Annotated in this window: 7 protein-coding genes and 3 pseudogenes; 6 read left to right on the plus strand and 4 right to left on the minus strand. The window is 68.3% G+C overall.

The genetic code is table 11. From position 1 onward, the window contains the following. The first annotated feature begins 280 nt into the window (after positions 1–280). The 3 genes from AMK22_RS04495 (at position 281) to AMK22_RS04505 (ending at position 3,038) form a co-directional block, all read left to right on the plus strand. Positions 281–1,645, plus strand: a complete 1,365-nt coding sequence (locus AMK22_RS04495; RefSeq protein WP_338014130.1) for a choice-of-anchor A family protein — start codon at positions 281–283, stop codon at positions 1,643–1,645. Positions 1,646–1,725: 80 nt separating this feature from the next. Next, positions 1,726–2,085: a DUF952 domain-containing protein gene (locus tag AMK22_RS04500; RefSeq protein ID WP_073781888.1), complete on the plus strand. Its 360-nt coding sequence runs from the start codon at positions 1,726–1,728 to the stop codon at positions 2,083–2,085. Between the two features lie 74 nt (positions 2,086–2,159). Further along, entirely contained in the window at positions 2,160–3,038 is an 879-nt protein-coding gene (locus tag AMK22_RS04505) for an NAD(P)H-binding protein (RefSeq protein WP_073782008.1), read from the plus strand. 261 nt (positions 3,039–3,299) lie between these two features. Here the strand turns inward: AMK22_RS04505 and AMK22_RS04510 are convergent, their stop codons facing one another. The 3 genes and pseudogenes from AMK22_RS04510 to AMK22_RS04520 form a co-directional block, all read right to left on the minus strand. Beyond that, positions 3,300–3,779, minus strand: a complete 480-nt coding sequence (locus AMK22_RS04510; RefSeq protein ID WP_073781889.1) for a VOC family protein — start codon at positions 3,777–3,779, stop codon at positions 3,300–3,302. 105 nt (positions 3,780–3,884) lie between these two features. Continuing rightward, a complete protein-coding gene (locus AMK22_RS04515; RefSeq protein ID WP_073781890.1) occupies positions 3,885–4,070 on the minus strand; it encodes a hypothetical protein in 186 nt (61 codons plus the stop codon). A gap of 242 nt (positions 4,071–4,312) precedes the next feature. Next, positions 4,313–4,993, minus strand: a pseudogene (locus AMK22_RS04520) (serine hydrolase); the annotation flags it as partial. A gap of 482 nt (positions 4,994–5,475) precedes the next feature. Between AMK22_RS04520 and AMK22_RS04530 the strand changes: the two are divergent. The 3 genes and pseudogenes from AMK22_RS04530 to istB form a co-directional block, all read left to right on the plus strand. Further along, positions 5,476–8,496: a Tn3 family transposase gene (locus AMK22_RS04530; protein WP_073781892.1), complete on the plus strand. Its 3,021-nt coding sequence runs from the start codon at positions 5,476–5,478 to the stop codon at positions 8,494–8,496. Between the two features lie 267 nt (positions 8,497–8,763). Beyond that, a pseudogene (gene istA / locus AMK22_RS04535) lies at positions 8,764–10,401 on the plus strand (IS21 family transposase). Beyond that, positions 10,398–11,048 (plus strand): annotated as a pseudogene (gene istB, locus AMK22_RS04540) (IS21-like element helper ATPase IstB); the annotation flags it as partial. The pseudogenes istA and istB, both read left to right, overlap by 4 nt. Positions 11,049–11,151: 103 nt before the next feature. On the opposite strand, the gene AMK22_RS04545 reads toward istB, so the two are convergent. Beyond that, positions 11,152–12,939 carry a reverse transcriptase/maturase family protein gene (locus tag AMK22_RS04545; RefSeq protein WP_199883117.1) on the minus strand — a complete coding sequence of 596 codons (1,788 nt, stop codon included), beginning with the start codon at positions 12,937–12,939 and terminating at the stop codon, positions 11,152–11,154. Between the last annotated feature and the right edge of the window lie 465 nt (positions 12,940–13,404).

Raw genomic sequence — 13,404 nt, forward strand, 5'->3', positions numbered from 1 at the left:
GCCGCCACTCGGGTGCACGCTCGCCATGCCTTCCGCGGCTCGCGTGTGTCCGTCGTGCCCCCGCGGACGTGTGCGGACTCAGCTCGCGTCTGCCTCTATTTGCCCGTATTCAGAGGGGTTCTGAATGTTTTGGATCACATCAGGTTGAGCAAAGTGGTTGTTTGTAGAGAAAAGATGCATATTGCTCCGTATGGCGACATCTATGCGCGTACGCGGTGACGGCGGAAGAAGTGGTGGCGACGGACATCGCGGCAGAGGCAGAGGCAGAGGCGCGCGGGCGGTGGTGGCCGTGGCGGCGGCCGCGTCGATGGTCGGCTTGGTGGCGTCCACCGCCACGGCCGCCCCGCTGCCCGGCGGTCTCGGCCCCTGCCTCGGGAGCGACTGCCCGACGTCCTGGAACGACCCGAACAACGGCACGGTCACCCACCACGACAGCAACATCAACATCTTCGTCGGCGGGAACTTCCTGGTCCGGGAGGCCGCCGCAGAGGCCGAGGGGAAGGTCGTCACGCTCGGCGACTTCGACATGGACAAACGTCCGGGCGCCTCGCAGATCTACAACGTCGGCGTCGCGGGCGTCGGCTCCCGAGTTCCGCCGCCCGACGGCTCCGTTTACCTCACCGTGGGCGGGGACCTGACCGTGGCGAGCGGCGAACGACTGCTCGCCGAGGAGGGCACGAGCCACGGGGTGGTGAAGTACGCGCGGAACCTCGACGGAACGGTGATCCCGACCGCCGTCCAGGACCCCGACGCCACGGCGCCGTACACCGCCCTGCGCGACCGGCTGACCCGGGCCGGCCAGTGCTACGCGTACGACGACGGCAAGGACCACCGGCGCCCCGCCACGGGCACCGTGAAGAACGCGGGCCACGAGACGCTGTTCACGGGTGACGGCACCTCGGCGATCCAGGTCTTCGCCGTGGACGCCGATATGACGAACACCCAGGGCGGCCAGCAGGACATCAGGTTCGAGGAGATCCCGGACGGCGCGACCGTACTCGTCAACGTCTACGGCGGCAGCCGCGAGATCAGCACCTTCATGGGCTCGCTGCCCCAGGCGGGACTCCGCGAACGCCTGCTGTGGAACTTCCCGGACGCGACTAGCATCGGGCTGAAGGGCGCCGCGCAGTTCCAGGGCAGTGTGCTGGTCGGCAACCCGTCGAGCGTGACGACGCTCGCGATGAGCGGTACCAACGGCCGCTTCTACACCGCCGGTTCGCTGACCCACACATCGGAGGGGGAGTCGGGCGGCCAGGAACTGCACGCCTATCCCTTCGAGGGGGACCTGCCCACCTGCGGTGAAGAGCCCACCCCCACCCCGACTCCGACTCCGACCCCCACCGACACGCCCACTTCCACACCCGCGCCCACCCCCTCGGAAACCCTCACCCCGACCCCCGGGCAGACCTCGACGAGCCCCGAACCGGTGCCCACCACCACTCGGAGCGGCCCGCACACGCCCGGTGAACCCGGTGGGTCCGGTGGGTCCGGGGAACCCGCGCCGGGGGGCTCCGGCTCCGGGGGCTGGCTCGCGAGCACAGGCCTGGGCAAGGGGGCGTGGATGCTCGGCGGCGCCGGCGCACTTCTGCTCGCCGCCGGATCGACGGCCACGCTGATGGCACGGAGGACGCGTCGGCGCGGCTGAGGGCGGCCTCCACGATGCGCCCCCTTTGACGCCGCGCGCTGATCCACCACGGATCACGGGGCAGCCCTTAGCGTTGGCCCATGGCCGAACTGCTGCTGCACCTCACCGAAGGCCCCCTGTGGGAGGCGGCCCGCGGGATCGGGACGTACGAGATGTCCACCCGCGGTCGCACCCTGCACGAAGAGGGCTTCATCCACTGCTCGCTGCCGCACCAGCTCGACGGAGTGGCCGAGATGTTGTACGGCGCCGGGAGCCGGGCCGGGGCCAGTGACCAGGACCTGGTGGTCCTCGTCATCGACCCGGACCGGCTGCCGGTCCCCGTACGGTACGAACCCGCCGTGCCCGGCGGCGAGGACTTCCCGCACATCTACGGACCGGTCCCGGTGGACGCCGTCGTGGAGGTGCGCCCCTGGCCGCGCGGGGGAGGCGAGTGCGCGTGAACCCCTCGGACCGCACCGGCCCCACTGCTCCGAGTCCCCCTGCTCCGGGTGCCTCTGGCCACACCGCGCCCGTCATCGCCGTCACAGGCGCGAGCGGTGCCGTCGGCGGACGCGTCGCAAGGCGCCTCGCGCACGCCGGAGTCCCCGTACGGCTCCTCAGCCGCGACCTGTCCCGGCTGCCCGAACTGCCCGGAGCCGTGGCCGCGCCGCCCGCCTCCTACGGGGACGGCGAGGCCATGCGACTCGCCCTCGCCGGGACACACACCCTCTTCCTCGTCTCCGCGCACGAGAGCCCCGACCGGGTCCGCGAGCACATGACGGCCGTGGACGCGGCAGTGGCCGTCGGCGTCGAACGGATCGTGTACGTCTCCTTCCTCGGCGCCTCGCCGGACGCCACGTTCACGTTCGCCCGGGACCACTGGCACACCGAGGCGCACATCCGGGTCGCCGACGTCCGCCACACCTTCCTGCGCGACAGCCTGTACCTCGCCGCGCTCCCCGCGATGACCGGCCCCGACGGCGTCCTGCGTGGTCCGGGCGGCGACGGCCGGCTGGCGGCGGTGGCGCACGAGGACATCGCGGACGCCGCGACCGCCGTCCTCCTCGCCGACACCGAGAGCGACGCAACCCGCCACGACGGGGCCACCTACGACCTCACCGGCCCCGAGGCGTTCACCCTCGCCGAGGCCGCCGAACAGCTCGGCCGGGCCACCGGCCGGACCATCACCTATGTCCCGGAGACCCGCGAGGAGGCGTACGCCTCGCGGGCGCGGTACGGCGCCGAGGACTGGGAGGTGACCGGCTGGGTGACGTCGTACGAGGCCATCGCGGCAGGCGAGATGGCCGTGGTCTCGGACGCCGTGCCGACCCTCACCGGCCACCCGGCGATGGACCTGGCGACCTACCTCAGGCAACATCCGGACAGCTACCGGCACTTGTCGCTGCCGGACTGACCGGGACGCGCGGGAGCCGGAACGGGGAGGGCCACGAGGCGATGCGTGCGGAAGCGCCGTGGGGCCCCGGGACCCGCCGCCGTACGCGCACGACATCCGGTGCTGCCCCGGGCCCGGCGAGCCGAGGCGCGTCCAGCCGATGCGTCGACGACGCGGAGGGCGCGAACCGCCCATGGCCGACGGGTCCGGGTCCGGGTCCCCGTTCCGCGGATCGACGCGCCCTCGTCGACTTCGTCGTCGGGCCCGTTCCCCCGCCGCGCCTCAGCCCGCGTCGTGCGCCTTCCGCAGCGCGGCGATGTCCAGCTTCTTCATGGTCATCATCGCCGCGGTGGTCCGCGCGGCCCGCGCGGCGTCCTGATCGGCCAGCAGATCGGTCAGCAGGTCGGGGGTGACCTGCCAGGAGACGCCGTAGCGGTCTTTCAGCCAGCCACAGGGCCCCTCTTCGCCCCCGTCGGTGAGCCGGCCCCAGTAGTAGTCCACCTCGCCCTGGTCCGCACAGCCGATCTGGAACGAGACGGCCTCGTTGAACGTGAACTCCGGTCCGCCGTTCACCCCGATGAACCTCTGGCCGTTGATCTCGAACTCGACGGTCATGACCGACCCCGCGGGCCCGGGCCCGGCTTCCGTGTACCGCACGGTCCTGCCGCGACGGGAGTTCCTGAACACCGAGAGGTAGTACTCCGCCGCCTCCTCGGCCTGCCCGTCGAACCACAGACACGTGGTGAAGCCCTCGGTGGTCATCCCTGTCTCCTGTCGTGAGCGCATACCCGCCGGATACGCATGTCCACTCATATCGACCGATCCCACCCAGGGGACTTGTCGGTCGCGCACTGGAGGCATCGGAATTCACGTCGGTACGGCCATCATCACCGGCAACGCGTTCGAGAAGGCGGTCAACGCGCCGAGCGCCTCATCGAGCCGCTGGTCACATCTTCCGTTCTTCGCCCAGGTGTTCGCCGCGACCGAACGGGTCGCGTCGCTCCTGCCGGGATGTCCGGGGCGGGCTTCGACGGTCCATGAGCCGTGCCTCATCACCGCACCGAGGCGACGCCGAATCCCCGCGCCGCCCGATGGCGACGCGGTGCCCTCCCGACGTTGATCGAGAAGGTACCGGCTGTCCGAACCGCGTTCACAATCGGGGTGACAACTAGGCCGGTTCGGGTCTTGCGGACGAGGCCGACCGCACTCGCGCGGGGAACGGTGCGGCACCGGGCGGGAGTTGATGCGGCGCGCCCCGATTGCCTTCCGCCCCGCCCGGCACGCGCACGTACGCCCTATCGGTTGCGCAGCGCATCCACGGCGATGCGAGCTGCCGTGCCGATGACGGCGTCGGCCACGGGGAGCGTGGCCGCGGTGTGGGCGGTTCGGGTGAAGACGGCGACGGCGTAACGGCCGCCGTCCGGGTACTCGACGACGCCCACCTCGTTGCGCAGCGTGGGCAGCGATCCGGTCTTCCCCGCGACGTGCACGTCGTCGAACGGGAATCCGGAGGCCAGGCGATGCGGCCACACCTGAAGACCCATCACCCGCCTGATGGCGGCGCCATGTTCGGGCGGACACGCCTCGTCGCGCCAGACGGCACGCAGCAATCGCGACATGTCCCGCGGGGTGCTGTGGTTGGTCCGGGCCGGGTCGAGGGCCCGCAGCCGCACGACGACGTGCGGGTCGGCCAGCGCATGGACACCGGCGGGTCCCGCGTCCTCCTTGACGCCGGCGAGCATGGCACCGAAGGAGTGCACGGCCCGCGTCGCGTCCAGGCCGAGGCGGGCCGTCGTGCGGTTGACGGCGTCGAGGCCGACTCGTGCCAGGAGCAGATCCGCCGCGGCGTTGTCACTCACGGCCATCATCAGGTACGCGAGATCGCGCAGCGACAGCCGAGTGGCGTCCAGCATCGCGGCGAGCCCGGTGGGCCCCGGGGTGCGGCCGTGCGGCGGGCATTCGACCTGTTCCGTGAGGGGTCCCAGTAGTTTTCGCGGAAAAAACAACGCTAGGCGGCGCCGGGGCCCCTGATCTGGGTGATCTTGAGGAAACGGCGCGGTGGCCGTGGGTGGCTCGGCAGCGTCACGGGCATGTTGAGTGCTGACGAGCTGCTGCTGAACTGCCCGACGAGCAGATCCAGCAGTTCTTGGGCGAGGTCGCTTCGAAGGTGATGTCCGTGCTCACCGCCGGGCAGCACCACCTGGTCCGGCCCGAGGAGTGGCCCGACGAGCTGCCAGGCTGGCGGTGCTCGGCGCGGTGCGCAACGCCAAGCGGATCATCTCCGACCCGACCATGGCGAACCTGCGTGATCCGGGCTGCCCTGTGTAGGCGGGTGCCGCAGGTTAGCTCAGCACTCTCCGCGTCCGCGGAGTTTCGGGGATTCCCGCCTGCCCGCGCGGTGCAGCCGGGTATGGCTTGTGCCTGTCTGTGCTGATCACGATTGCGGGTGGGAGGGCCGATGGCCACGCGGGTGTTCTCGGATGAGGAGTTGGAGGGCTTACGGTCCTTTCCGGCGATCGGCAAGGACGAGCTGATCCGCTACTTCACCCTCACCCCGGCCGATCAGGCGTTCCTCGACAAGTTCCGCCGGGCCCAGAACGTGCTCGGCGCCGCGGTGCAGCTGTCCGCCCTGCCCTGGCTGGGCTTCGTTCCCGACGCCGTCCCCTCCGCCCCGCCGGCGGCGGTGGGCCGTCTGGCCCGCCAGCTCGGACTCGCGGTGGCGGACCTTGCCGGGTACGGGGAGCGGGAGCAGACCCGCACGGACCATCTGCGCCAGGTCGCCGAGTTTCTGGGGTGGAAGCCGGCGAAGGCGCTGGAGCTGAAGGAGCTGGACGAGTTCCTGCTGGCCCGTGCGATGGAGCACGACTCTCCGTCGCTGTTGTTCAGGCTGGGGTGTGAGTACCTGCGGTCGGCGAAGGTGATCCGGCCGGGTGTGGTCTCGCTGCTGGAGAGGGTCGCCACCGCCCGTACGGCCGCGGAGCGGGAGACTTACGCGCGTGTGGCCCACCTGCTTGATGCTGAGCGGGTGCAGGGGCTGGATGGGCTGCTGGTGGTCGAGCCGAAGCTGAAGTCCTCGCGGCTGCACTGGCTGGTGATGGGGCCGGTGAAGGCGTCGCCGAACAGTGTGGACGGCGAGGTTGAGAAGCTGAAGTTCCTGCGCGGTCTGGGTGCGGACACGCTGGACCTGTCGGTGCTGCCCGCCGAGCGGCGGCGCCACCTGGCCCAGATCGGGCGCCGTCTGACCGCGCAGGCGCTGGTGCGGCGTGAGCCGAACCGCCGTCATCCGATCCTGCTCACGTTGCTCGCGCAGTCCTCGGTCGATGTGCTGGACTCGGTGGTGCAGCTGTTCGACCAGACCCTGTCCGGGTCGGAGTCCCGCGCGAGGATCAAGCTGCGTGACGCGCTCGCCGAGCGGGCGAAGCTGTCGGAGGAGCGGCTCACCCTGCTGGACGAGATCCTGCCCGTGCTGGTGGACGCGGGCATCCCGGACGAGGACGTCGGCACGCTGCTGCGCGAGAAGATTGGCATGGACCGGCTGCGTGCCGCGCACGCCGGGGCTGCGGTGCGGCTGCCGAAGGATCACGGGCATCTTCGGCTGCTGGAGGGCTCCTACACCTACATCCGGCAGTTTGCGCCGAAGGTGCTTCAGGCGGTGCGGTTCGCCGGCGGCACCGACGCGCAGCCGCTGATCGAGGCGCTGGAGATTCTGCGGGAGCTGAACGCCAGCGGTGCCCGCAATGTGCCCACTGGGGCGCCGACGGTGTTCGTGCCGGCCCGGTGGCAGGGCTACCTGGACGAGGCCGCGGCGAAGGGGGACGCGACCGCGTACCGGCACTACTGGGAGCTGTGCACGCTGCTGAGCTTGCGCGACGGCCTGCGCTCGGGGGACGTGTTCGTGCCGGGCTCGCGCCGCTACGACAATCCGGCCGCGTACCTGTTCACCCCTGCCCAGTGGGGCGAGCACCGCGTCGAGTTCTGCCGTCTGGTCGGCAAGAGCCCCGACGCCTCGGAGGCCCTGCCGCTGGTAGTGGAAGAGCTGGACGAGGCCCTTGCCGACCTGGAGGACACGCTGGGGCGCGGCGACGGTCCCGTGCGGTTGAACGACGACGGTGAGCTGGTCGTCTCCCCGCTGACGGCGGAGGACATCCCCACCGAGGCAGAGGAGCTGCACGGCGAGCTGGAGCGGATGCTGCCGAACGTGCCGATCGCCTCGCTGCTGGTGGAGATGGACCGGCACACCGGTTTCCTGGACTGCTTCACCCACGCCGGCGGCAAGCAGGCCCGCTCACCGCAGCTGAAGCGGAACCTGATCGCCTGCCTGATCGGGCTGTCCACGAACCTCGGGCTGCACGGGATGGCCTCCTCGTGCGGTATCCCGTACGACGTGCTGTCGTGGACGGCGGAGTGGTACATACGCGAGGAGACGCTGCGCGAGGCGAACATCTGCCTGGTCAACTACCACCACCAGTTGCCGATGACGGCCACGTTCGGCTCGGGCACCCTGTCTTCCTCGGACGGGCAGCGCTTTCCCACGAGGGGCAAGTCGATCACCGCCCGGCACCTGAACAAGTACTTCGTCTCCGAGGGCATCTCCACCTACACCCACGTCTCCGACCAGCACTCCACCTTCGGCACCAAGGTCATCGTTGCCACCCACCGTGAGGCGCACTACGTGCTGGACGAGATCCTGGGCAACGCCACCGACCTGCCGATCACCGAGCACGCCACGGACACGCACGGCGTCACCCTGGTCAACTTCGGCCTGTTCGACCTCGTCGGCAAGCAGCTCTCGCCCCGCATCCGCGACCTGGGCAAGATCACCCTGTACCGGATGGGCACCAAGGCCGACTACGAGGAGCGGTTCCCGACAGCGGGGCCGCTGCTGACGAAGAAGGCCAACCTCGACTTGGTGGCCGCGCACTGGGACGACCTGCTGCGGCTGGCGGGATCGCTGAAGTACGGGCACGCCACCGCCTCCCTGATCGTCGGCAAACTCTCCGCGTCCTCCCGGCAGAACGCGCTCGCGGCAGCGCTGAAGGAGTACGGGGCCATCCGGCGCACCATCTACGCCGCGAAGTACCTGTCGGACGAGTCCTACAGGCGCAAGATCGCCCGGCAGCTGAACAAGGGCGAGTCCATCCACTCCCTGCGCCGCCAGCGCCACTACGCCCGCGAGGGCAAGATCACCCGGCGTCAGCCCGAGCAACAGAACGAGGAGGCGTGGTGCCTGACCGTCGTCACGAACGCGGTCATCTGCTGGCACACCGAGTACTTGGGCCTGGCCGTCGACCAGCTGCGCGAGGCCGGCCGCGACGTGGACGCCGAGGTCCTGGCGCACATCTCCCCGGCCCGCAGCTCGGCGGTGAACTACTACGGGTCCATCACCGTCGACTACGAGCGCGAAATCGCCCAGCTCGACGACAAGGGCCACCGCCCGCTGCGGACCGTGGCCGCCGACGACCCGGCCGCCGGGCTGTAGGACGGGATCGGCCCGGGCGCCGCCCCACGGGGGAAGGGCGGCCCCGGGCCGGGCTGGCAGTATCTGGTACCCGGCAGCAGAGCGGTCCCAGCCATCACCGGGTAGGAGCGGAGTGGCTTTATTCACGAGTAGTGCCGCCAGTTGTTAATGGGTTTGGGAGGCACCCAGATCCACGGTCGGGTGATGTTCACGAGTTTCGACAGCACCGGGGTACTTGCCAGGGCAGCATCGAGGTGCTCCTGGTGAAAGGTCCTGGTCATGCCGCAGATGTCGAAGGTCGAGCTGTATGCGGCGATCCGGCGTGATCACCGTTCCGGCATGAAGATGCGTGAGCTTGAGCGCAAGTACAACGTGTCGTGGCGGACCGTCAAGAAGGCTGTGGACTCGGTCTGGCCGGAGCCGCGGAAGAAGCTACCGCCGCGGCCGACCGCGCTGGATCCGTACAAGCCGGTGATCGACGAGATGCTGCGGACGGACCTCGACGCACCGCGCAAGCAGCGCCATACGATCACGCGGATCTTCCACCGGCTCATCGAGGAGCACAGCGCCGATGTGTCCTACCAGATGGTCCGGCGCTACGTCTCCGACCGGAAGCCGGAGATCCTCACGGCCTCGGGCAAGGCCCCGTTGGAAGCGTTCGTGCCGCAGACCCACCTGCCCGGTCACGAGGCCGAGGTCGACTTCGGCGACGTGACCGTGCGCTTGGCCGGCGAGCTGGTGACCTGCTACCTGTTCTCGCTCCGCCTGTCCTACTCGGGCAAAGCCGTCCACCGGGTCTTCGCCTCCTGCGGCCAGGAAGCCTTTTTCGAAGGACACGTGCACGCGCTCCGCACGCTGGGCGGTGTTCCGCGAAGCAAGATCCGCTACGACAACCTGAAATCGGCCGTCGCCCAGGTCCTGGGGCTGAACCGAGCCCGGGTGGAGACCGACCGATGGATCGCCTTCCGCTCGCACTTCAACATCGAGAGCTTCTACTGCCGCCCAGGCATCGAAGGCGCCCACGAGAAGGGCGGCGTCGAAGGGATGATCGGCTACTTCCGCCGCAACCACTTCACGCCAGTCCCGGAAGTCGACTCCCTCGCGGAGCTGAACGAGATGGTCGACCAGTGGGACCTGCACGACGGGCACCGCAGGATCGGCTCACGGCCACGAACCGTCGACGAGTACTTCGCCGTCGAACAGCCGCTGCTGATGCCACTGCCTCAGGAGCCGTTCGAGACGGGCCGACTGTTCACGCCACGGGTCGACCGCTACAGCCAGATCACCGTCCGCACCAACCGCTACTCGGTCCCGACCCGCCTGATCGGCAAGCGAGTGCACGTCATCCTGCACGCCTCTCACCTGGTGGTTTACGACAAGAACGTCGAAGCGGCCCGGCACGAGAGGCTGATCGCGAAAGGCAGCTGCCGCCTGGACCTGGACCACTACCTCGAAGCCCTCATCCGCAAGCCCGGCGCCTTCCCCGGTGCCACGGCCCTGGAACAGGCCCGGTCCGCGGGCAAATTCACCCCGGTCCACGACGCCTGGTGGGCCCAGGCCCGCAAAGTCCACGGCGAGCGGGACGGCACCCGGGCACTGATCGAGGTCCTGCTGCTGAACCGGCACCTCGCCCACGAGCACGTGGTCGCGGGCCTGGCCACCGCACTGCGGGCAGGCGCCCTGACCGCCGACGCGGTCGCCCTGGAGGCCCGCAAGGCCGCCCAGACCGAGGACGAACCGACCGTCGGCACAGCCAACCCGGCCCCTCCCGGGCAGTCGTCGGCATCCGTTACGTCACTGCACGAGTGGCGGCTCACGCACCTGCCACCGGACACCAGACCGATGCCGTCGGTGGCCGCCTACGACCAACTGCTCCGACGCCGCCGCACCAGCGGCAGCGACCACCGTGAGGGAGAAGCCCAGTGACTCTGCCCCGCCAGCGAGGATTGACCGAACAGGCCGCCGACGCCGCGATCGACTCCGCCTGCCGCCTCCTGCGGCTTCCCTCGATCCGCAACGAGTTCTCCGACATCGCCGACCGGGCGATGAAGGACCAGATGACCTACCGCGGCTTCCTTGCCGAGCTGCTGATGACCGAGTGCGACGACCGCTCCCGACGCCGCTCGGAACGGCGGATCAAGGCAGCCGGCTTCCCACGGGAGAAGTCGCTGCGGGCCTTCGACTTCGACGCCAACCCCAACATCGACGCGGCCACCATCCACACCCTGGCCAGCTGTGAATGGATCAAGAAAAGCCAACCGCTCTGCCTGATCGGGGATTCCGGCACCGGCAAGTCCCACATGCTCATCGCCCTGGGCACCGAGGCCGCTATGAAGGGCTACCGCGTCCGCTACACGCTCGCCACGAAGCTGGTCAACGAGCTGGTCGAGGCCGCCGACGAGAAGCAGCTCAACAAGACCATCGCCCGATACGGCCGCGTCGACCTCCTCTGCATCGACGAACTCGGCTACATGGAACTCGACCGCCGCGGCGCCGAACTCCTTTTCCAAGTGCTGACCGAGCGCGAGGAGAAGAACAGCGTCGCCATCGCCTCCAACGAGTCCTTCGGCGGGTGAAGTAGGCCGCCGACGAGGTGCCCCTGGCTGGGGTCCTTTTCCGACGGCCCCTTCCCGAACGGTACGGGCGCCTTTCAACGCATACCGCTCTCCAGTGAAATCATCTCCGGGTTGAGACCGTGGCCCGTCCTCTGTGGATTTCCCAATGGCAGCCGTGGCAGACCACAAGGGTCTTACGCCGACGCTGTGCCATGAGCCTTACCCAGGGAGAGGGTTCGGGTCGACCAGGCCGATTGAGATCTGCCATCTTGCGGATGTGGTGAACTTGCAGACCATTCCGCGATTCGCACATCTCACACTGGCCCGCCAAGAGCCGGTGGATCAGCTCATTGCTGCCGGTGTATCTCGTTGACGGGGCCTTGTCGACCAGGTCAGCAAAGCGTTGCCGCTTCAGTGGAATTCCGCCGAAGCGAGCGACCAGCGGCTTTCTTCCGTCACTGCGCTTGACTATGACCTGCATACACGTCCGTGGCCCGTCGGGCGTTTCGACGGTCGCCTTGTGTCGGCGAGCCATCTGGGTGACGGTGGACTGATGTTTCCTGGCCATAGTCTTGAGCATGGAAGTTTCCATGACCCAGTGCAGAAAGCCCAGGCGTGCAACGTCCTGGGCTAGAAGATAGTACTGGACAACTCCCCGGTATTCCGCTTGGTACTTCGACACGATCGAGTAATCCTGATCATGTATCAGCCCCCCGCGGAACGCCGGTTTTCCTTGCTTCATGTACAACGCGCACCGTTTTTGGATCACGTCCCGTGGCACGTACAGGCCAATGCAGCCATTGACCGCTCGACGCCCGCGAGTGATCTTCGTGTCGGCAAGCTGGGTTCGCAGCTCGTAGCCGAGGAAGCGCGCTGCCTGGCTGGCGGCGTGCGTGATCAGAGTCTTGGACTCCGAGAGTTCCAGCTTGAGTTCATCACGCAGGAACTCCTTCATCCGTTCCTTGATCTCCTGGGCTTCTCGCTTTGGCCCAGCGAAACCGAGCAGCCAGTCATCGGCATACCGGATGTACCGCAACCGTCGGTAGTCCGGATCATCGGGATCGGAGCTGGGGAGGCGTCGCAGCTGCTGCCGAAGCGCATGCACTGCCGCCTTGTCCCCCCGCCCCTTTGCCCGCCTGATCCTCGCCTCGACGCGTTGGTACTCCCGGCTCCGCCGGCGCAGCCTGCCCCGGTTGTAATCCGGCAACAGGTGCTGCTCAACAAACTGATCCAACCGATCCAGGTAGATGTTGGACAGGATCGGCGAGGCCACGCCACCCTGCGGCGCACCGCTGAGCGTGGCGTTCCACCGCCAGTCCTCCAAGTACCCAGCCTTGAGCATTTGGCGGATCAGCCGCAAAAATCGTCCATCATGAATCCTCTCTCCCAGGGTCGCGAGCATTACCTCGTGATCCAGACTGCCGAAGCAGTCGGAGATATCTCCTTCGATGAACCAGTGCGTTCCCTTCCAGACCTCCACCACCTCATTGAGTGCGGTGTGGCAGCCCCGGCCGGGACGGAACCCGTGGGAGTGGCGAGAGAACTGGACGTCGTAGTACGCCTCCAGTAGGAGGCGGACAACCTCGGCGACCAGCTTGTCCGACCACGTAGGAAGTCCGAGCGGGCGCTTTCCTCCATTCTTCTTCGGGATATAGGTCCGCCGCGCTGGAGCCCATCGGTACGTCTCGGCGCGTAACTTGCCGATGATCGTGTCGATCTTCTCCAGGGACATACCGTCCACGGTTTCCCCGGTGACCCCCGGCGTCATCGCGCCCTTGTTGGCGTAGATGCGCCCGTAGGCCATCAGGAACAATTGCGGGTTGAACAACTGCCGATACAGCCTTTCCAGCGGCAGACCTTGTCTGCCGCGTTCCCGGAGGACGTCCAGCACCGTTGCGGCGCTCTGCATTACGCATACCTCCCATCACCGGACGTCTCAATCACCTGTGCCCCTTCGCCCTGCGACCGGCTTTCCCGGCCTCCCTGGCAGGTCGTCACTCCTGCGACTACTACGGGCACTCCGTCGCCGTAGGGCTCGCGCCCCTTAGGCGATCCCGTGGTACGTCTTCGTTGTACGTATCGAGCACGACGTAGGCCGCCCACTCATTCCCTTGGCCTCCCTCGCTGGGAGGTGTTCCTTACCATGGAGGTTGCCCCGGCCTCCAACCGCGACCAGGGCATAGCAGGACGTCGAATTCAGGCGTCGTTTCGACGGGTGTCTCTCGCACCACTGGGAATTGGACTTCAAGCAATCAAGCCTTAGCCATATCGCGCGGGTCTTGCGGCACCCCGTCCTGAACGCCTCCAGACGGGCACCGCTTTCCGAGCATGCTGTTGTCCCCTCACGCTTTCGCGCTCAAGTAAGCCCGGCGAC

The sequence above is a fragment of the Streptomyces sp. CB01580 genome, assembly GCF_001905795.1.
Classification (GTDB): Bacteria; Actinomycetota; Actinomycetes; order Streptomycetales; family Streptomycetaceae; genus Streptomyces.